Raw genomic sequence first — 20,734 nt, forward strand, 5'->3', positions numbered from 1 at the left:
CCCCCGTGACCGTGTCCTCCGTGTCCTCCGTGGCCCCCGTGTCCTCCGTGGCCCTCATGCCCCGCGTGCCCGTGGCCCCCGTGACCGTGACCCGCCTCGGCGTCCTCGCCCTCACCGGGGTCGAAGCGGTAGCCGACACCCCACACCGTGCGGATCAGCCGGGGCTGTGCCGGGTCCTCCTCGATCTTGCCGCGCAGCCGCCGCACATGGACGGTCACCGTCGACAGATCGCCGAACTCCCAGCCCCACACCTCACGCATCAGCAGCTCCCTGCTGCACGCCCGCCCGGGGTTGCGCAGCAGATACACCAGCAGGTCGAACTCCCGCAGCGTCAGTGCGAGCTGCCGCCCGTCCCTGGTGGCCCGGCGCCCCACCGGGTCGACGAGGATCCCGGCCGCGCCCAGCCCCGGCCCGGCCTCCTGCTGCCGTGCCGCCCCGCGGCTGCGCCGCAGCACGGAGTCCACCCTCAGCACCAGCTCGCGCGGGCTGAACGGCTTCGTCACGTAGTCGTCCGCGCCGACCTCCAGGCCGAGGATCCGGTCGTCCTCGTCACCCCGCGCGGTCAGCATGATCACCGGCACCGGGCCGCGTTCCCGCAGCTTCCTGCACACTTCCAGCCCGTCCATCCCGGGCAGCATGAGATCCAGCACGACGAGGTCCGGCCACCGGGCGTCGGCGCGCACGAGTGCGTCCGTGCCGTCCCCGGCCCGGTCCACGGCGTACCCCGCGCGGTCCAGATAGCCGGCGACGACCTCGGCGACGGTCGGGTCGTCGTCCACGACGAGGACCCGACCCGAGGACGGGCGCGAACCTGGTGACTCTGTGTGCATGTACCCAGCTTCGCACCACCCGCTGACACCTGCCCCGCCTCCGTCCCGACCAGTACCGGACGTCCGCGTTCCGTAAGAATTGCCGGAGGCGGACCGCCGCTTCGACGGCCCGCGTCGGCGCCGGGGGTTGGTCCGGCCCGTACCGACCGGCCCGGCCTGTAGCGACCGGCCCGGTCAGTCGGCTATCTCGACGCCGTAGCCGCGAGCGAGGGTGTCGAGGCAGTGGTCGTAGCCCTGGCCGACGGCTCGCAGGCGCCAGAGGGGGCCTCGGCGGTACATCTCGGCGAGGAGCATGGTGCGTTCGGTGGTCGCGGCGTCGAGCGTGGCCTGCGCGAGGGGCGCCGCGCTTGTGCCGGGGCCGGAGTTGATGTGGACGGCGCCGATGTCGCCGAACGTGGGCGCGCCGTCGACGGCGGCCGCGACGACGACCTTGCGGGCCGACGGCGGGAGCGCGGCGAGGTCGACGCTGATGGTCTGCTCCGTCGGTCCGTCGCTGAGGAGCCGCACGGTTCCGCCCGGGTTCTCCGGTGCGCCGTAGAAGACGAAGTCCTCGTCGGCGAGGACCTGTTCGTCCTCGTCCACGACGAACGCGACGACATCGATCTCGCAGGCCGTCAGCTGGGCCCAGGAGGCCGTGACGGTCCAGCGGGGCATCGGCCCGCACGCCCCGTCCGGGTGCGGCAGATCGACCACACCCCCGCGCGGCAGGATGTGCGCGGCCCCGTGCCGGCCGTCGGAACTCGGCAGCGCCGCGGCGACCGGAGCTTCGAGCCAGCGGGACTGGTGGACGGGGATGGCGAGTGAGGTGATCCGGCCCATGCGGCGGTCGGCTTCGCCGCCGTCGAGGAGGACGACGTCGGTGACGCTCGCGGACAGGTTGATGGCGGCCGCGCCCCCGAGTTCGACGATGCGGGTGCGGGCGGCCGCGGCGTCGGGGTGCGTACCGCCGAGCGCCAGCACGCGCCGCCCGGTCAGGGGCCGGGCCGGATCCGCCGGTTCCGTCTCGCGCTTGGGCTTGTGGCTCGGCTCGGCCTGCTCGGCCTGCTCGGCCTGCTCGGCCTGCTCGGCCGGGGCGGCCTGTTCGGCCTGTTCGGCCGGCTCCGCCGACGCGCCGGGCGCCGGTGCCGGGCCGGCATCGCTCACCGGCTGCGGGGTGCGCGCCGGGGGTACGGAGACACGTACGGGAGCGGGCACGGAGGCCGATGGGGCGGCAGCGGGCACGGCGGCCGCCCCGTCGTGGGGCGTTCCGGGCCGGACGTCCGCCAGCAGCCGCAGGAAGGCGGGCTCGTCGACGACGGGAACACCCTCCGCCAGCGCCCGTCGCGCCTTCGCCGAGCCCGACGAGGATTCGTTGGTGACGAGAACGCTCGTGTGCCGGCTGACGGACGTCACCATGTTGAGCCCGGAGGCGGCTGCCCGGATCACCAGCTCCGCGCGCGAGGTCTCGGTCGGCCCGGTGACGGCGACCTTCATGCCCTGCACCAGCGGGCCGCCCGCCGCCATCCGCCCCGGATTGCGGTAGGCGCACGGCGTCTTGGGCGGCTTCGGAGCGAACCGGGGATCCTGCCGGGGCGGACAGGGCACCAGCGGCAGCGGCAGAGCGAGCTGCGCCGCCTCCCGCAGCGAGGCGCGCAGCACCTCGGCCAGCACCCGGGTGTCGTCGAGCGCGTCGTGTGCCTTCAGCCGCGGGACGCCGTAGTGGGCGGCGAGCGTGCCCAGCTTCAGATTCTCGGTCGGCGGGTCGACCCGCCGGTTCAGTGCCACGGTGCACAGTCGCTGGGAGACCGGCAGCATCGTCCCGGCCCGTGCGAACTCGTGCGCGAGGAAGTCGTAGTCGAACTGGGCGTTGTGGGCGACCAGCACCCGGCCCCGGAGCATGTCAGCGATCCGCCCGGCGACCTGGTCGAAGGTCGGCGCGCCCCGCAGCCGCTCGGCCGTCAGCCCGTGCACGTGTACCGGCCCGGGATCGCAGCCGGGGTTCAGCAGCGTCGAGAACTCCCCGGTCCTCTTGCCGTCCTGCCCCAGCGTCATCACCGCCACGGACAGGACGCGGTCACGACGAGGGACAAGCCCGGAGGTCTCCACATCCACCAACGCCCAGTCGAAGGCGTAGTCGTGCAGGCCGGACAGATCGAGGGCGGGGGACGCGAGAGACATGGCGGCAAGGATGAAGGGATATTCGACTGTCCTTCAACCTGGATGATCATTCATCCCTATATGTCCCCTGCTGGGTGGCGGCGGAGGGGGCGTGCGGCGGCATGCCGGCCGGCTGCCGCACGCACATATGCGTGACCGGCCGGCCCTTCGACGCTGCTCCGCCGGCGCAGGCCGTTGTGTGCCATGCTGTGGCAGTTTCTCGAAGGGGAGGGTGACATGTCCGAGAAGCTGCTGACACACAAGCAAGCACTCGCCGCGGTGATTCGGGCGCTGGGAGGCACGTGGGACACGGAACGCGCCGTACTGGCCCTGCGCGTTGCCGGGTACGAGCCGGCGAGCGATGAGGCCGCGGGCAAGGAGGCCCGCCACAACCTGCGGGAGCTCATGAAGGACGGCGTGATCGTGAGACCGGACCCGGACCAGGCCGTGTACCGGCCGGCCTGACCGCAGCGGTGTGGCGGACTGAGGCCGCCGGGTGATGCCGCCTGTGTTGAGGGTCCGGGCGCGGGCAAAAGCGCGGGCTTGTGGCGGGATGTGGCAGTGCGGCACGGAGTGACGCGGCCCCGGCGACCGTGGCGGGGGCGTTGCCGCCAGCGTTGCCGTCGAGGATGCGAAACGCCCTGGAGGGAGTGATCTCTCCGGGGCGTTTTTGCTGGTGAGAGGTGGCGCCCCCGGCAGGACTCGAACCTGCGGCCAAGCGCTTAGAAGGCGCCTGCTCTATCCACTGAGCTACGGGGGCCCGGATGGTGCGGCCGTGGTGGCCTGTGGAGCCCCCTTGCCGGTGGCCGGTGCGGCGTCGCCGTCGGCGCCTGTGCGGCCGGGGACAAGGATAGGGCTCCTGGTACCTCGTCCCGGTTGCTTCACCTCCGTGACACGATGTGGAGGTTCGGTGAAGCGGTCCCGATAATCGCAGGCAGGTACGAATCCTGCACCGCTTTTGGCGTCCCACGCCCCGGGTGTTGTGCACTCGTTATGCCTGCGCCCCAGTCATCCCTTCCGTCCCATGTGTTCTGTCGGCGCGCAAACGGCCCCATACGCTTCAAAACGCCGACAAAATTAGGCATTCTTCGCATGTGGTGACCTTGGACGTACGGCCTCAGCTGCTCGAAGCCCTTTCGAACCTGCGCGACCGTGTCGCTGCCGTGCGCTTTCCATTGCCGATCCCGGGAGCGCCGCGGGCGCGGCTCAACCGGGAGGAGCTGTTGGCTCAGCTCGACGACTACTTGGTGCCCCGGCTGCGCGCCCCCGAAGCCCCCCTGCTGGCCGTCATCGGCGGATCGACCGGCTCGGGCAAGTCCACGCTGGTGAACTCGCTGGTGGGGCGGCGGGTCAGCGAGGCGGGTGTGCTGCGCCCCACGACGAGGATGCCGGTGCTGGTGTGCCACCCCTCGGAGGAGCACTGGTTCGACGGCGCGCGCGTGCTGCCGGACCTGGGGCGGGCGCGGGGACCGGCAGTCGGCGGCGGGCGTCAGGGCGGACCCGGCGGCGGGCCCGCAGGCCTCGGCGGCGGCCTGGCGGGGCTCGGCGGCGGGCCCGCCGGCCGCCCCAGAAAGGTGCTGCGCATCGAAACGGCCCCGACCGTGCCTCCCGGCCTGGCACTGCTCGACGCGCCCGACATCGACTCGCTAGTGGAGGGCAACCGCACGCTCGCCGCGCAGCTGCTGTGCGCCGCCGACATCTGGGTGATGGTGACCACCGCCAGCCGGTACGCCGACGCCGTCCCCTGGCACCTGCTGCGCACCGCCAAGGAGTACGACGTCACGCTCGTCACCGTCCTCGACCGGGTGCCGCACCAGGTCGTCACCGAGGTCTCGCAGCAGTACGCGGCCCTGCTCACCAAGGCCGGGCTCGGGGACGTGCCCCGCTTCACCGTCCCCGAGCTGCCGGAATCGGCGGGCGGCGGCCACGGGCTGCTGCCCGCCAGCGCCGTCGCGCCGCTGCTCGAGTGGCTGACCCGGCACGCACAGGACCCCGTGGCGCGGGCCGCCGCGATGACCCGTACCGCCACCGGGCTCCTCGACTCGCTGCACGCCAGGGCGCCGGAGCTGGCCGGTGCCGTGGCCGCGCAGCACGCCGCCACCCTGAGGCTGATCGCGGCGGTCGAGGACGCGTACGCCCGGCAGGGCCGCCGGGTGCGCAGGGAGATCGCCGCCGGCGCGGTGCTCGCGGGGGACGCGCTGACCCGCTGGCGCAGGCACCCGCTCGACAGCACCGCGGACGAGCTCCTCGACTCCCTTGTCGAAGGGCTCGCCGCGCTGCTGGTGTGCGCCGTCGGCGCCGCGGAGGAGCGACTGCTGGAGGCCTGGCGCCGCGAGCCCGCGGGGGCCGCGGCCGTCGAAGCGGTCGCGCGGGCCCGCGACACCGGCGCGGCCGACCGGATCGGCGTCGTCGTACGCCGCTGGCGCCGCGAGCTGGAGGAACTGGCCGACGAGGAGGTGCGGGAGCTGGACCGGTCCGCCGCGCCCGATCCCGAGGTCGCCGCCGCACTCGTCGCGACCGCCCTGCTCGGCGGGCGGCGGGGCGCGACCGCCGGGGAGACCCTGGCCGACCGCATGGGCGCGCGCCGCGCCCTGCGGCTGCGCGACAACGGCGGGAAGCTGCTGCGGCAGTACCTCGACCGCGTACTCGACTCGGAACGCGAGCGCACGCTGGCCCTCCTCGAAGGGCTCGAAGTGACCCCCGACAACCAGGTCGAGCTGATCGCCGCCCTGTCCCTGCTGGAGAAGGAGAGGTGAGCGAGGTGGGTGAGACGAAGGCCGCCGGCTGGGACGACGGGCTGATCGCCCGGCGATATCCGGGGCCGGGCGACGAGCCACGGGAGGGGAACTCCCCCGCGGCCACCCCGCAGAGCGGAACCGCCCCGCACGACCGGCACGCTGGTGACGGTCCGCAGGACGGGGGCGACGCACACGGCGAACACGACGCACACGGTCCGCAGGACGGGCACGGTGCGCACGACGGGCACGGTGCGCACGACGGCGACGCTCCGTACGACGGGCGCGCCGCGCACGGTCCGCGGCACGAGTACGACACGCCGCACGGCTACGAGGGCCCGTACGAGGGTCCCGGCGCGGAAGGCGACGGGAGCGCCGGCCGTCGGCCGGAAGGGACGGGCACCGCCCACCCCTACGGCAACGCCCTGCGCGCACGCCTGGAGGGGCTACGGCAGCTCGTCGGGCTGTCCAGGACCCGCCTCGACTCCCGCACCCTCGCGGAGGCGGGCCGGGTCCTCGACGAGGCCGCCGTCCGTCAGCGGCTGTCGGACCGCCATACCGTCGTCGCGGTCGCCGGGGCCACCGGAAGCGGCAAGTCCACCCTCTTCAACGCGCTGGCCGGGGTCACGCTGTCCGAGACCGGCGTCCGCAGGCCCATCACCTCCGCGCCCGTCGCCTGTACCTGGGGCACGGACACGGGCCAGGACGGTGCGGGCGGGCTGCTCGACCGCATCGGCATCCCGGGGTGGCTGCGCCGCAGGCCGTACGGGGGATCCGACCCCGACCCCGGGCTGGAGGGACTGGTCCTGATCGACCTGCCCGACCACGACTCGGCGGTCCTGCGCAACCGTGACCAGGTCGACCGCATCCTGGGGCTCGTCGACGCCGTCATCTGGGTCGTCGACCCGGAGAAGTACGCCGACGCCGTGCTGCACGAGCGCTACCTGCGGCCACTGTCCGGGCACGCCGAGGTCACCTTCGTCGTGCTCAACCAGGTGGACCGGCTGCCCGGCGACGCCGCCCACCAGGTCCTTGACGACCTGCGCAGGCTGCTGGACGAGGACGGCATCGCGGTCGGCGAACACGGCGAACCGGGCGCCGCCGTGATGTGCCTGTCGGCGCTGACCGGCGAAGGGGTCGAGGAACTGCGGGAGCAGCTGAGGCAGTTCGTACGGGAACGGCGGGCACCGGCGCGCCGGATCGCCGCCGACGTCACCGGCGCGGCGCGGCGGCTGCATCCGGTGTACGTCGCCGACGGGCACTTCGGGCTCCGGGAGGAGGCCCGGCAGGAGTTCACCGACCGGCTCGCCGAGGCGGTCGGCGCGGCGGCCGTCGGGCAGGCCGCCGAGCGGGAATGGCTGCGCAACGCCAACCGGTTGTGCGGCACGCCGCTGCTGCATCTGCTGCGCCGGCGGGAGCTGCGGCGCGCCCAGCAGGAGAACGAGGCGCTTCCGGCGCCGGGGGAGCAGGTCGCGGCGCGGCAGATGGTCGAGCAGGCGGTGCGTACGGTCGCGGACCGCGCCGCCCAGGGGCTGCCGAGGCCTTGGGCGCTGGCCGTGCGGGAGGCCGCTCAGCGTGGCGCCCAGGGCCTGCCGGAGGCGCTGGACAAGCTCGCGGTCGAGGCCATGGAGACGCCCGAGCATCTGCGGAAACGGGCCACCCGGCCCGGGTGGTGGCCCGTGGCCGTCGTGGTGCAGGCGCTGCTGACGCTCACCCAGGTGTTCGGCGGTCTGTGGCTGCTGGGCCAGATCGTCGGCGTGCTCGAACCGGACATGTGGCCGCCGGTGATGTACATGGCCGCCGGAATCCTGGGCGGGCCGGCGGTGGAGTGGGCCTGCCGGGTCGCGGCGCGGGGGCCCGCGCGCAGGTACGGGGAGGACGCGGAGCGGCGCTTGCGCGAGGCGGCCGCGGGGTGCGGGCGGGCCCAGGTCCTGGACGTGGTGGCGGCGGAGCTGATGCGGTACCGGGAGGTGCGGGAGCAATACGTCCGGGTGACGGGGTTGTCCACAACCCGGCAGTAGTCCACAGGCCCGGGCGGCGAGCGCCGGGCCGTTGCAGCATGGGATCGCTCGAAGGGCCGCCCGGTCGGCGAAGTGCCGGCCGGGTTCCGTTTCTGGGATCTCGCTGCGCAGGGGGCAGGAATCATGATCAACGACGCCATGGTGACGGTTGTGGGGAACGTCGCGACGAAGGTGGACTACCGGGAGTCGGAGTCCGGGCCGGTGGCCCGGTTCCGGCTCGCGGCCACCTCGCGCCGCTGGGACCGCCGCACGGAGCAATGGGCGGACGGACACACGAACTTCTTCACGGTGTGGGCCTCGAAGTCGCTCGCCGCCAATCTGGCCGCGTCGGTGTCGATCGGTGAACCGCTCGTGGTGCGGGGCCGGTTGAAGGTCAGGGACGAGGAACAGGGCAGTGGCCGGCGCTGGTTCTCCGCCGACGTCATCGCCGTGACGGCGGGTCACGACCTCTCGCGCGGTACGTCGGCATTCCGCAGGACGGGCAGGAGCATGGGCGGGGACCTGCCACCGGGCATGCCGCCCGAGGTACCGCCGGACGCCCCCGCGTCACCCGACTCGCCTCTCTCACCCGTTCTCTTCGAGCCACCCGCGGCGACCCGGGAGACGGGGCCGCGGGGAGACCGGGGCGGTCCGGCCCCGGGCCAGGAAGGCGGCCGGTACGCCGGAACCGGCGGGCAGGCACGGGTGGACGACGAGGAGCCGGGGCACCCGATGGTCGAGGGCGTAGCGGTGGCGCCGTTCTGAACCAGCCATCGGTGATTTGTCGATACGCCAGGTCGGCGGCGGGTCGTGCACAGGTTCGCGGGATAACAATTGCGATTCGGTACGACCATGGGAAGGCATGGGTGGGGCCTTTGTCGCTGCTGATCTCCCTAGGATTCCCGTTACTCACGGGGCATTTGATTGCTGGCGAGGCCAACCCCCCCACCTGTGCAGGGTCTCGCCCGGAGGGGACATGATGCGTTCTGCACGGAGGCGGGGCACCGCCGTCCGCCTTGCCGCCGCGGTTCTGACCGCGGGGCTGGCCGGGGCGGGCTCGATGGCCGCCACGACGGGAGTGGCCGCGGCCGACGAGGCTCCCCCGGTCAGGACCGAGGGCGGCGCCACCGCGACCCTCGGCGGCCTCGAGATCTTCGGGCAGGCCGTCATCCGTGAGGACGGCGAGGCGTACCGGGTGAGCGCCGGACTGTTCGAGATGTCGGTGCTGGGCGGCGGCACGCTGAAGACCTACTGCATCGACGTCTACAACCCGACGCAAAGCGACGCCACGTACAAGGAAGTCGCCTGGAGCGAATCCTCGCTGCACAACAACGCCGACGCGGGGAAGATCCGCTGGATACTCCAGAACTCGTACCCGCAGGTCAATGATCTCGCCGCTCTCGCAAAGCAGGCCGGCGCCGGGGCGCTGACCGAGCAGTCCGCGGCGGCCGGCACGCAGGTCGCCATCTGGCGGTACTCCGACAACGCAGACGTCGAGGCGCTCGACCCCGACGCGGAGAAGCTCGCCGACTACCTCGAGGCGTCGGCCCGCGACCTCGGGGAACCCACCGCCTCGCTGAGTCTCGGCCCCTCGGCCGTGTCCGGCCGCGCGGGGGAGAAGCTGGGCCCGGTCACCGTCCACACCGACGCGCGCAGCGTCACGGTCGCCCCGGCCGCCGGAGCGGCAGCCGCCGGCATCCGGGCCGTGGACAAGGACGGCGAGCCGGTCACCTCCGCCGCTGACGGGAGCGAGCTGTTCTTCGACGTCCCCGAGGACACCCCGGCCGGCTCGACCTCGCTGACCGTCTCGGCCACCACCAATGTTCCTGTCGGCCGTGCCTTCATCAGCGAGACCAAGAGCCAGACGCAGATCCTCGCGGGCTCCAGCGACAGCACGGTGTCCGTGACCGCCACCGCCAACTGGGCCAGGAAGGGCGCCATCCCCGCGCTCTCCGCGCAGAAGAACTGCGAGAAGCACGGCCTGGACATCACCGCGGCCAACGAGGGTGACGAGGACTTCACCTTCGAGCTGATGGGCATCGAGTACACGATCGCGGCCGGTACCTCGCGAACGGTGACCATACCGCTGCAGGAGGACCAGGCCTACGACTTCACGATCACCGGGCCCCACGGCTTCGAGAGGAACTTCCGCGGCGTCCTCGACTGCGAGACCGCCGGCACCACGGCCGCCAACGACTACGAGGTCGCCTCGGCGCCCAGCCCCGCCTCGGCGGGCGGCACCGGAGCGGACGTGAACCTGGCCGACACGGGCGGTGGGAGCGCCACCCCGATGATCGCGGGGATAGCGGTCGCGATGGTGGTGGCCGGCAGCGCGACGGTGTTCGTGATGCGCAGGAAGAACACGGCCGGGGGCGAGTGACCCGAGAGGCCCGAGGGGCACGCGGGACCGGGTGACGCCGGGGACCGGAGCGACCTGCGTCACAGGACGTCACCCGGACCGGCTCCAACGGTGCCCGCCCGTCCCGTGGAGCGGGACCCCGGCCGGACCGGTACCACGCCGGCCCCGCGCGGGTCCGTCGAGCCGCCCGCGTCCCGGATCCCGCCGGCCTCGGGAACGCCGGCACCGGCTTCAGGACTACCGGCACCGGGACACCGGCACCGCCCCCGGAACGCAGGCCCCGGCCTCGGGACACCGGTACCGGCTCAGGAAGACCGGGACCGGCATCGGGAATACCGGCTTCATCCCGGTTTGTTCTCATGGTCGTCCGGGACGGGGCGCGTTCCCCCAAGTCCGCCCCCCGGCTACCCGGACGTTTCCGCTGCCCCGCACCGGTCGTACCCGCCCGCAGTCCGGCTTCTTGCCCGGACTGGTTTCCGCATGAGGGTGGACGTACGGCAGGATGGGGTGTATCTGCCCACACATCTATTGCTGCCGGACGGTTTCTCTTGGCTGAGTACATCTACACCATGCGCAAGACGCGCAAGGCGCACGGCGACAAGGTGATCCTTGACGACGTCACGCTGAGCTTCCTGCCCGGTGCGAAGATCGGTGTGGTCGGCCCGAACGGTGCCGGTAAATCCACCGTGCTGAAGATCATGGCGGGTCTCGAACAGCCCTCCAACGGTGACGCGTTCCTCTCGCCCGGCTACACCGTCGGCATGCTCCTCCAGGAGCCCCCGCTCGACGAGTCCAAGACCGTGCTGGAGAACGTCCAGGACGGCGCCGCCGAGATCATGGGCAAGCTCAAGCGCTTCAACGAGGTCGCCGAGCTCATGGCCACCGACTACTCGGACGCGCTGATGGACGAGATGGGCAAGCTCCAGGAGGATCTCGACCACGCCAACGCCTGGGACCTCGACGCCCAGCTCGAGCAGGCCATGGACGCCCTGGGCTGCCCGCCCGGCGACTGGCCGGTCACCAACCTCTCCGGTGGCGAGAAGCGCCGCGTCGCGCTCTGCAAGCTGCTGATCGAGGCTCCCGACCTCCTCCTCCTCGACGAGCCCACCAACCACCTCGACGCCGAGTCCGTGCAGTGGCTGGAGCAGCACCTCGCCAAGTACCCGGGCACCGTCGTCGCCGTCACCCACGACCGGTACTTCCTGGACAACGTCGCCGAGTGGATCCTGGAGCTCGACCGCGGCCGAGCCATCGGCTACCAGGGCAACTACTCCACCTACCTGGAGACCAAGCAGTCCCGGCTGAAGGTCGAGGGCCAGAAGGACGCCAAGCGCGCCAAGCGCCTCAAGGAAGAGCTGGAGTGGGTCCGCTCCAACGCCAAGGGACGGCAGGCCAAGTCCAAGGCGCGTCTGGCCCGTTACGAGGAAATGGCCGCCGAGGCCGACAAGATGCGCAAGCTCGACTTCGAGGAGATCCAGATCCCGCCGGGTCCCCGGCTGGGCAATGTGGTCGTCGAGGTCAACAAGCTCAACAAGGCATTCGGCGAGAAGGTCCTCATCGAGGACCTGTCCTTCACCCTGCCGCGCAACGGCATCGTCGGCGTGATCGGCCCGAACGGCGCCGGCAAGACGACCCTGTTCAAGATGATCCAGGGCCTGGAGACCCCGGACTCCGGAGAGATCAGGGTCGGCGAGACCGTCAAGATCTCGTACGTCGACCAGACCCGCGCGAACATCGACCCCAAGAAGACCCTGTGGGCCGTCGTCTCCGACGAACTGGACTACATCAACGTCGGCCAGGTCGAGATGCCCTCGCGCGCCTACGTGTCGGCCTTCGGCTTCAAGGGCCCGGACCAGCAGAAGCCCGCCGGGGTGCTCTCCGGCGGTGAGCGCAACCGCCTGAACCTCGCGCTCACCCTGAAGCAGGGCGGCAACCTGCTGCTCCTCGACGAGCCGACCAACGACCTCGACGTCGAGACGCTGTCCTCGCTGGAGAACGCGCTGCTGGAGTTCCCCGGCTGCGCCGTGGTCGTCTCCCACGACCGGTGGTTCCTGGACCGGGTCGCCACCCACATCCTCGCCTACGAGGGCGACTCCAAGTGGTTCTGGTTCGAGGGCAACTACGAGTCGTACGAGAAGAACAAGGTCGAGCGGCTCGGGCCGGACGCCGCGCGTCCGCACCGCGCCACCTACAAGAAGCTGACCCGGGGCTGAGGGACACCAGGTGGCTCGTCACATCTACCGCTGTCCCCTGCGCTGGTCGGACATGGACGCCTTCGGGCACGTCAACAACGTCGTCTTCCTCCGCTATCTCGAGGAGGCGAGGATCGACTTCATGTTCCGGCTGGCGCCGGGGAACGGCAGCCCGTCCTTCTCGGGCGGCTCGGTCGTGGCCCGGCACGAGATCGAGTACAAGAGGCCGCTCGTGCACCGGCACGAGCCGGTGACCGTGGAGTCCTGGGTGACGAAGATCGGTGCCGCCTCGCTGGTCATCGCGTACGAGATCAAGGACCCGGACCAGGTGTACGTGCGGGCCTCGACCACCGTCGTGCCCTACGACCTCCAGGCGCAGCGTCCCCGGCGCATCACCGCCGAGGAGAAGTCCTTCCTCGAGGAGTACCTGGAGGGTGGCCGACAGGACGGTGCCAAGGACGCGCGGCAGGATCCGGAGGAGGCCGTCGCCGCATGACGGCGCCCAGCGTGATCCTGCGCTTCGCCGACGCGAGGGAGGCGGCCGACCTCGCCGCCTTCCTCGCACGGCTGATCCACTACGACCGTGCGGCGGCCGTGCGCGTGCAGGTCTTCGGCGACGCGCTCGCCGTCTTCGGGCGGCCGCCGTCGTTCGAGGTGCTCGCCATCCGCACGGCGCGGCTCGCCGAACCCGGTGACCTCGATCTCACCGTGTCCGCGGGCCGGCTCGCCGACGCCATCGACACCGCCGGGACAGAGGCGGCGGGCGGCCTCGCCGTCACCGTTCCCGAGACGGTCACCGGCCCGCCCTGGGCCGGGGTGCTGCCGCCCAGGGGCGGCTGGCGCCGGATGCCGGGACTGCCGCCGCTCGCCGAGATCAGGGCCGCGGTCTCGGCGGCCGTCGCGGAGTTCCGCGCCCGGGACGAGGCAATGCCCGCCGAGCGGCGCACTCGCGCGGAGCGGGAGCGCATCGGGCGCGAGATATGGTCGCGGACCCTCGGGGAGACGGGCCTGCCACTGCGTGTCGCGCACGCCGCCCAGGCCCTCGGCTTCCTGCGCCCGCTGCCGGTGGCCGTGACCACGGGCGCCGGCGCCGCGGACACCGGGGCCGGCGGCCCCGAACCGCTCGCCCTGCTCGCCGCCGGGGCCTGGCTGCGGCTGCGCACCCCGTACGGCTCCGTCGCCGTCCGTACGACGAACGGGCTCCAGGGCCTGCCCCTGACTCCTGCGTGACCCCGCGCCCGCCGATCCCGCGCATGCGGGCAAGGGGTACGGGTCCGGACTGGGTGAGCCTGCGCTTGGGGATGCTCCCGTAGGTCAGGGGATCGTCATGGCGGAACCGTCCTTGGTGGCTGGTGCCTTCCCGGCGACGTCCGACGACGCGTACACACTCAGCACGGCGGCTCCCACGAGGATCGCGCCGCCGATGAGTTGGAGCCAGGTCAGGCCCGCGTCCAGCACGATCCACGCAGCGACGACTCCGACGACCGGTTCGACCATGCTGATGATCGATGCCTGAGTGGCGCCGATGACGCGTGATCCCGTGAAGAACAATGCGATCGGCATGGCCGTGGATACCAGGGCTACCGCCACGATCACCAGCCACCCGAAGGGATGGAACCCGAAGTCCAACCGGCCCGTGGGCGCGGAGAACACGGTGAGCGCGGTGGCGGAGAGTACAACGACGTATTGGGTCAGTCGCTGTGAACTCAATCGGGCCGAGAGCGTTGTACCCAGGACGACGTACAGCGCGTAGACGAGGGAGCAGCCCACCGCGCAGACGACTCCCAGCACATCAACTGCGCCAGGGGAGCCGACGGTCAGGGCCATACCGACAAGGGCGATGGGCAACGGCAGCAGAATGCGGACGCTGGGGGATTCATGCCGCATGGCCAACGAGAGCAGCAGGACGAATGCCGGATAGAGGTAATGCAGCAGCACCGCAAGGCCGGGACTGATTCTCTGCAAGGCTACAAGGTAAAGTACCGATTGCGCGGCGAAGAGAATTCCGAGGATGCATAGAAGGGTCCCCGTTCTTGTATCCGGCTTTTTCTCGTTCGGTTGGCCGCGTAATAGCAGCGGCAGAATGCACGAGGTCAAGGCGAAACGCAGGACGAGGAGGGTCATGATGTTGAGTCCGGCAGCCGCGCCCCAGGTGACCAGCAAGGGAAGCAGTCCGAAGCCGACGGCGGAAGCGGTGACGGACGCGACGCCTCGTATGATGGCCTTGTTGTTTCGGGTGCTATTCAGGCTGAATCCCATCGTCGGGCGGGGAGGTTGGCCCCTGTTCTGGTACGGTACGGGCGATCGTGTTTGTGTTTTGCCCATCCGATTCGGGCGGGAAGTATCATACCGGGCGATGCAGGTCACCGGAAGTGGTGACTCCGTCGATCGTGTGACTGTGGGGGTGTTGTGCGAATCGTAGAAATGGTGACTTTCGCCTTACCGGTTACTTTCTCCATGGGGGGACTCATCGAGCGGCGGGCGGATGTTCTGGGCCCATTGTATTCATGCTTTCCCGGTCTGGTGGAATCCGACCGTGCTGCCGACGGAATCGACGGGGCGTCGGACGAGTACGTATTGCTGGATTATCCCGAGCCCAACGTAGCCGCCCGTATCGAAAACGCACTCGTCGATGGGAGAGTGAGGATCTCCGACGCGGATACCGATCTGGAATTCGAAGCCCGAGTCTACGTCAGCAGCCTTTCCGTGGGGTTCGTCGTTGTCGAACTCCCTGAGTGCCCGGACGACTTGGATCTCGATATCGATAAGAAGGGGCACGGAGCGGGGTTGCGGGCCCTTGAGGCACCGTACCGGAAAGTGCTCGGCCGTCATATCCGACTGTGGTGCCAACGGATGGAGATCGCCCTACTCCATCTTCCCTTCGTGGAAGAGCGAAGCAATGTGGAAGGGCTCCTCCCGTCGGGAAAGATGCTCTGGATGCATCGCATTCTCATCGATCCGGGGGATAATATCCCGTCCAGTCTGCGCACCGGTGTCCACTATGAACTTGGGCGAGCGAGCTGTTCTGTCGGTTATCTTTTCACGAGCTTGATCGGTGGCGACTCGGAGACGCTTCGTGAGGTGATCAGTGGATTGATTCTCGCGTCCCAGAACTGGCTGATCATTGATGATGCGACCCGGCTGACCGCCGGCCGTTTGATGCGTATTGAATTGGATGGGCCATATAATCAGACGGAAATTGACCGGCAGTACGACGAGATTCTTGACCTCACCGACCGCGCAGCATTTCGCAGTGTGGTCTTCAGTGAAAGTGTGCGCTACGTCTCGAATTCTCAGCTCCGAGTCAAGGATGCTGTCGACGAAGCGTGGGGAATCTCCGAGGAAGGGCGGACGCTCACGGACCGGATGGCGTCGCTGCGTGAGATCTTCAATCTCAGACGTGAGCGTGTTGCGAACAAGCGCGACGAGTTCCGCAACAAGATCATTATGGCGCTCACGTCGCTCACGGTGTTCCAGTGCGTATTCATCTGGTATGACTTCTATACCGGGGAGACGGTGAAGTCCGGGGAATCACCACGTCCAGAGATCGCCCTGATGACGCTGGCCTTCACTGTCGGTGGGTTCACTCTCGTTCCCTTTGTTCCCCGCATCCTGGACGCCATTGGCGGCGCCGTCCGGCGCCTTTTCGCAACAGCCGGTCCCCCGGACGGTTCAGGCCCTTCCTCGCCTGGCTCCCCCGGGACCGGTGCACCACGGGTCCCGGCGCAACGGCTGCGGCTCGGTCGGCGCCAACGTCAGAGCTGAGCCCCACCGCCTCGGACCGCGTCGCACGCCGGGCTCCCGTCAGGCGGCCGCGGCGGCGCGCGTGATGGACGCGCGCAGGAGGCCGGCCAGTTCGTCGACGACCGGGTGACGGGAGCGTGCCCGGGTGACCGCGAGGACCTCGCGGTCCAGGCCGGGGGCCGGAATCCGGGCCAGGGCCCCGAGTTGCGGGGCCGCCACCGAGGCGGGTACGAGACCCACGGCCAGGCCCTGGACGATCAGCGCCAGAACGGTGTGGTAGTCGTCGGTCTCGTAGCGGATCGCCGGGTTCAGCCCGTGCTGGTGCGCCCAGCGGTCCAGCAGCCGCCGGTCCGCGCGGCCGGGGTGGCCGGCCGCCCAGTCGGCCGCCGCGCACGCGTCGAGCGTGGCTGAGGAGCCGGCGGCCGTCAGCAGCCACAGCGGCTCCCGCCCGAGACCGATGAAACGGAGGTCCTCGGCGGCCACGGGCGGGTCCTCCGGCATGTAGCGGTAGGCGAGCTGCACGTCGATCTCGCCGGTGCGCAACACCCGCAGTCCCTGCGCCGGTTCCAGTTCGAGCAGCCGCAGCACCGTCCCGGGATGGGCGGCGCGCAGCTCGGCGAGCACCGTCGGCAGAAGCCTGCTGGCCGCCGACGGATACACCCCGATCCGCACCTCCGGCACCCCCGACCCGGCCACCACGTCCACCAGCCGCCGGAAGTCCGCGGCGGCCGCGAGTACTCCGGCGGCACCGTCGGCGAGCGCACGCCCGGCGGCGGTCGGCGACACCCCGCCGCCCGGCCGCCGGGACAGCAGCTCCACCCCCACCTGCCGCTCCAGACGGCTCATCTGCTGCGACACCGCCGACGGCACGTAGCCGAGCGCGGCGGCCGCGGCGGTCATCGAGCCGTGCCTGAGCACGCTGATGAGGGTGTTCAGCAGCCGGGGGTCGACGTTCCGGCCGTCTGCCGGGTCTTCTATCTTGAGCGGTGCGCAGCGTCTGGGCCACCGCCGTGCAGTCACGGTGAGTGACGGGCTTGCCGACCTGGTTCTGTTCTCAAGACCGGACAGCGATCAGTCAGTACTGCGCGGCCCTTGTGAAACTGTGAGGGGCGCGGATCGTCGGCTGGTGGGCAGGGCTCTGAACGCCCGCCGGTATGCCTGGGGCGTCGTGCCGAGGTGTCGGGCGAAGTGGTGGCGGAGGTTGTCGACGGTACCGAAGCCCGTGCGGTGGGCGATCGCGGTTACTGGGTCGTCCGTGGTCTCCAGGTGGTGCTGCGCGAGCAGGACCCTCTGTCCGGTCAGCCATTGCAGCGGCGTGGTCCCAGTTTCCTGCCGGAAGCGTCGGGCGAAGGTCCGTGGGGAGAGGTGGGCACGGTAGGCCATTGCGTCGACGGTCAGGTCCTGGTCGAGGTTGGCTTCCACCCAGGCCAGGACAGGGGCGAGGGACCCGGTTCCCTCCCGGGGGAGGGGGCGTTGGCGGTACTGGTGCTGGCCGCCGTCCCGGTGCGGGGGTGTGACCATGCGGCGGGCGATTGCGTTGGCGACGGCGCTGCCGTGCTCCTTGCGGATGAGATGGAGGCAGGTGTCGACGCCAGCGGCGGTGCCGGCGCCGGTGATGACCGGGTCCTCGTCGACGTAGAGCACGTCCGACTCGACACGGGCACGCGGGTTGCGGCGGGCGAGTTCGTCGGTGTAGAGCCAGTGCGTGGTACAGCGTCGCTCGTCGAGCAGTCCGGCATCGCCAAGGAGGAAGGCCCCGGTGCAGATGCTCAGGACCCGAGCGCCACGCTTCACAGCAGCCCGCAGTTCCTCGGTCAGGTGGTCCGGCTGGCGCACATTGAGGTCGTAGGCCGGGACGCAGATGAGGTCGGCCGAGGCCAGCCGCTCCAAGCCGTGCCGGGCCCGCACCTCGAAGCCGTGGCGGGTCGGCACGCTGTCGCCGGTGGCCGAGACAAGAGCGAAGTCGTACGCGGGCAGCGCGTCGTCGCTGCGGTCGATCCCGAAGACCTCGCAGAACACGCCCAGCTCGAACGCGTGGGCACCCTGGAGGGCCAGGACGGCGACGTCGTGAAGCACAGGTTCCCGATCCCTTCTTACGACAGTGGCAGGAATTTCAGCTTACCTGACGTTTCTGCCACTCTCAGGTGGGAGCACCGGCCTGGAAGGCTCGCAGGCGTTCATCCATCCCGCGAACAGCTAGGCACAGCGCATGACCACGCAGACCCCCGCCACCAACGCCGCCCTCTCGTCACAGGCTGCCCAAGTCCTGCGTGGGCTCGCGCTCGACGAGGAGCTGAAGTGGCGCGTCCCAGGCGACCCGGTCCTTGGCCCTCTGGCCCGCAAAGTTGCGCGGCGGTACGTGGCCGGTGAAACCCTGCCCGACGCCCTGGATCGGGCGCAGCAGGTCCTAGCCGCCGGCCACCGCGTGAACGTGGAGTACATGGGCGAGAGCTGCCGCGACCCGCAGCGAGCCACGGAAGAGACCGACACGTTCCTCTCCGCAGCCCGTCTGCTGCCACCCGGGTGCTCGACCTCCCTCGACCTGTCCCACATCGGCCTCGCCGTCGATGCGGAGCTTGCCCTTGCCAACGCCTCCCGCATCGCCCAGGCCACCGCCGACACCGGGCGGGAGATGGTGATCTCGGCTGAAGGCTCCGACCGGACCGACGAGGTTCTTGCCCTGCACCGCAAGCTGTGCGAGCGGTTCGACCATGTGGGCATCACCGTCCAGGCACGCCTGTATCGCACCGCAGACGACCTGCCGGAGCTGCTTTCCCGTCCCGGCCGCATCCGCCTGGTCAAGGGCGCCTTCCTCGAACCTGAGGCCATCGCCCACCGGCGCGAGGCCCCGGCCCTGACCGCCGCCTATCTTGCGTATGCGCAACAGTTGGCCGACTCGGGCCATCTGTGCTCCTTCGCCACCCACGACTGGGATCTGATCAACCGCATTGACCAGCACCTCGGAGGGAAGGGCACCGATTCCGATCCTTGGGAGTTCGAGACCCTCCTCGGCCTCGGGCCCGACCGCCTCCAAGCCATGGCCGAGCGCGGCCACCCCACCCGGGAGTACATCGTCTTCGGCACGGAATGGTGGCTCTACGTCTGCAACCGCATCGCCGAAGACCCCCAGCGCCTGCTCCAAGCCCTCGTCGACGCGGCCGCATGACCACCACCTGATCCGGGCCCACGTCATGACGCCTGAGCACACTGCCCTGCGAAGCGCCACTGACCCGACGGCCAGAGCCGATCCGCCGCAACGTCGGCCCCGGGCCGCTGCTGCCTCGCCATCGAGCGCGTGATCATTTCTGTTCTCCGGGGAGAGATCAAGCAGGAGCCACGGGCTTGCCCAACGAAGCGACGTTGCTGCTCGACCTCGACGGGGTGTCTGTCATACGGGTCGAGCGGCGTGAGGACGGCACCCGCCGGGTGCATCTGGCCACGGCGGAGGAAGCGGCTCGGGCCTGCCCGGAGTGCGGCGCCTTCTCCTGGAAGGTGAAAGGCACGGCCCGGACCCGTCCTCGGGATCTTCCCTACGGGGAGCGCGGGCTGGTGCTGTTGTGGCACAAGCGCCGCTGGTGGTGCCGCGAGCCGAAGTGCCCGAGGAAGTCGATTACCGAGAGCGTCGCCCAGATACCGGCCGGGGCGCGGATCACCACCCGGCTGCGCCAGGCGGCCGGGCGCCGGGTGCGCGATGCCGGCTCCACGGTCATCCAGGCCGCCCGCGACCTGCACCCGTCCTGGCCGACGGTGATGAGGGCCTTCCGTGCATCGGCGCGCGAGGTCGTCGACGTCCCGCTGCCCGAGGTGAAGGTGCTGGGCGTCGACGAGACCCGGCGGGGCAGGACGAAGTGGGAGCAGGACCCCGACAGCGGCAAGTGGCGCCTGACCCGGGATCGGTGGCACACCGGGTTCGTCGACGCACTGGGCCACGGCGGGCTGCTCGGCCAGGTCGAGGGCCGCACCGTCGCCGACGTCCTGGCCTGGCTTTCCACCACACCGCTGACCTGGCGCAAGAACATCACCCACGTCGCCATCGACATGTCGGCCACTTACCGCGCCGCGATCCGCACCGGCCTGCCCGACGCCATCGTCGTGGTCGACCACTTCCACGTCGTCCAGCTCGCCAACAAAATGCTGTCCATGGTCAGGCGCCGCACCACCGCCGAGACCCGCGGCCGACCCGGACGGGCCAGCGACTCGGAGTGGAAGGCCAGACGACGTCTCCTGCGCAACCGCGAGGACCTCACCGATGAGCAGTTCGCGAAGATGTGGAACCCGCTGCTGGACGAGGGGCAGATCGGGCAGACGCTGCTGACCGCGTGGATCGCGAAGGAGAGCCTGCGCAATCTCCTCGCCCTGGCCAGCACCGGCGCCAACCGACACCAAGTCGGCCATGCCCGATGGAAGTTCCTCACCTGGTGCGCGGACTCGGGCATCCCCGAGGTCGTCCGGCTGGCCGTGACCGTGGACCGGTGGTGGGCGGAAATCGCCGCATTCCTCGACACCGGCCACAGCAACGCCAAAAGCGAGGGCATCAACCGCGTGATCAAGCTCGTCGCCCGCAACGCCTTCGGTTTCCGCAACGCAGAGGACCAACGCCTACGCACACGCTGCGTCACCACCCGCCGAGCCCGCGGACACCTCCGCACGCTCAACTTTGAAGACCCCGTCTGCCGTGCCGTCATTCATGATCCGTGAACGCCCGCTTTCCCAGTCTTCACTTCTCATGATGCCGGAT

General features: G+C 70.5%; 16 protein-coding genes and 1 tRNA gene. 11 read left to right on the forward strand and 6 right to left on the reverse strand.

The window, feature by feature from the left end:
• Window positions 1-830: response regulator transcription factor (locus GUY61_RS07760; RefSeq protein ID WP_166629324.1), on the reverse strand; the 830-nt coding region annotated here is incomplete at its 3' end.
• A 174-nt stretch (window positions 831-1,004) separates the two neighbouring features.
• Complete coding sequence (locus tag GUY61_RS07765; protein WP_166629325.1) at window positions 1,005-2,987, reverse strand: DEDDh family exonuclease; 1,983 nt, start codon at window positions 2,985-2,987, stop codon at window positions 1,005-1,007.
• Between the two features lie 216 nt (window positions 2,988-3,203).
• Between GUY61_RS07765 and GUY61_RS07770 the strand changes: the two genes are divergently transcribed.
• The gene (locus tag GUY61_RS07770; protein ID WP_208105693.1) at window positions 3,204-3,431 is read left to right on the forward strand and encodes a hypothetical protein; all 228 of its coding nucleotides are present in this window, start codon (window positions 3,204-3,206) and stop codon (window positions 3,429-3,431) included.
• Between the two features lie 219 nt (window positions 3,432-3,650).
• On the opposite strand, the gene GUY61_RS07775 is transcribed toward GUY61_RS07770, so the two are convergent.
• Window positions 3,651-3,726, reverse strand: a tRNA-Arg gene (locus GUY61_RS07775).
• A gap of 334 nt (window positions 3,727-4,060) precedes the next feature.
• Here GUY61_RS07775 and GUY61_RS41475 point away from each other — a divergent pair.
• From GUY61_RS41475 to GUY61_RS07805, 7 genes are all read left to right on the forward strand, one after another.
• Window positions 4,061-5,722 carry an ATP-binding protein gene (locus tag GUY61_RS41475; RefSeq protein WP_313896561.1) on the forward strand — a complete coding sequence of 554 codons (1,662 nt, stop codon included), beginning with the start codon at window positions 4,061-4,063 and terminating at the stop codon, window positions 5,720-5,722.
• Window positions 5,719-7,722, forward strand: a complete 2,004-nt coding sequence (locus GUY61_RS07780) for a GTPase (RefSeq protein ID WP_313896562.1) — start codon at window positions 5,719-5,721, stop codon at window positions 7,720-7,722. Before GUY61_RS41475 ends, GUY61_RS07780 begins: the two co-directional genes overlap by 4 nt.
• A gap of 123 nt (window positions 7,723-7,845) precedes the next feature.
• On the forward strand, window positions 7,846-8,466 hold the full coding sequence (locus GUY61_RS07785) for a single-stranded DNA-binding protein (RefSeq protein ID WP_208105694.1): 621 nt from the start codon (window positions 7,846-7,848) through the stop codon (window positions 8,464-8,466).
• A 214-nt stretch (window positions 8,467-8,680) separates the two neighbouring features.
• Window positions 8,681-10,081, forward strand: a complete 1,401-nt coding sequence (locus tag GUY61_RS07790; protein WP_166629347.1) for a Cys-Gln thioester bond-forming surface protein — start codon at window positions 8,681-8,683, stop codon at window positions 10,079-10,081.
• A 527-nt stretch (window positions 10,082-10,608) separates the two neighbouring features.
• Window positions 10,609-12,273: an energy-dependent translational throttle protein EttA gene (gene ettA / locus GUY61_RS07795; RefSeq protein ID WP_166629328.1), complete on the forward strand. Its 1,665-nt coding sequence runs from the start codon at window positions 10,609-10,611 to the stop codon at window positions 12,271-12,273.
• Between the two features lie 10 nt (window positions 12,274-12,283).
• On the forward strand, window positions 12,284-12,748 hold the full coding sequence (locus tag GUY61_RS07800; protein WP_166629329.1) for a thioesterase family protein: 465 nt from the start codon (window positions 12,284-12,286) through the stop codon (window positions 12,746-12,748).
• Window positions 12,745-13,482, forward strand: coding sequence for a hypothetical protein (locus GUY61_RS07805; RefSeq protein WP_166629330.1), 738 nt, complete (start codon window positions 12,745-12,747; stop codon window positions 13,480-13,482). The genes GUY61_RS07800 and GUY61_RS07805 overlap by 4 nt, the downstream gene beginning before the upstream one ends.
• Before the next feature lie 84 nt (window positions 13,483-13,566).
• Here the strand turns inward: GUY61_RS07805 and GUY61_RS07810 are convergent, their stop codons facing one another.
• Window positions 13,567-14,511 carry a DMT family transporter gene (locus GUY61_RS07810; protein WP_166629331.1) on the reverse strand — a complete coding sequence of 315 codons (945 nt, stop codon included), beginning with the start codon at window positions 14,509-14,511 and terminating at the stop codon, window positions 13,567-13,569.
• 198 nt (window positions 14,512-14,709) lie between these two features.
• On the opposite strand from GUY61_RS07810, the gene GUY61_RS07815 reads away from it, so the two are divergent.
• Window positions 14,710-16,017: a hypothetical protein gene (locus GUY61_RS07815; protein WP_166629332.1), complete on the forward strand. Its 1,308-nt coding sequence runs from the start codon at window positions 14,710-14,712 to the stop codon at window positions 16,015-16,017.
• Between the two features lie 39 nt (window positions 16,018-16,056).
• Here the strand turns inward: GUY61_RS07815 and GUY61_RS07820 are convergent, their stop codons facing one another.
• The gene (locus tag GUY61_RS07820; RefSeq protein WP_166629333.1) at window positions 16,057-17,016 is read right to left on the reverse strand and encodes a LysR family transcriptional regulator; all 960 of its coding nucleotides are present in this window, start codon (window positions 17,014-17,016) and stop codon (window positions 16,057-16,059) included.
• 51 nt (window positions 17,017-17,067) lie between these two features.
• Complete coding sequence (locus GUY61_RS07825; RefSeq protein ID WP_166629334.1) at window positions 17,068-18,072, reverse strand: GlxA family transcriptional regulator; 1,005 nt, start codon at window positions 18,070-18,072, stop codon at window positions 17,068-17,070.
• 133 nt (window positions 18,073-18,205) lie between these two features.
• On the opposite strand from GUY61_RS07825, the gene GUY61_RS07830 reads away from it, so the two are divergent.
• Complete coding sequence (locus GUY61_RS07830; protein WP_166629335.1) at window positions 18,206-19,162, forward strand: proline dehydrogenase family protein; 957 nt, start codon at window positions 18,206-18,208, stop codon at window positions 19,160-19,162.
• A 176-nt stretch (window positions 19,163-19,338) separates the two neighbouring features.
• Complete coding sequence (locus tag GUY61_RS07835) at window positions 19,339-20,694, forward strand: ISL3 family transposase (RefSeq protein WP_166629336.1); 1,356 nt, start codon at window positions 19,339-19,341, stop codon at window positions 20,692-20,694.
• The last annotated feature ends 40 nt before the right edge of the window (window positions 20,695-20,734 follow it).

Origin of the sequence: Streptomyces sp. GC420 (assembly GCF_009916105.1) — a bacterium.
Lineage (GTDB): Bacteria > Actinomycetota > Actinomycetes > Streptomycetales > Streptomycetaceae > Streptomyces.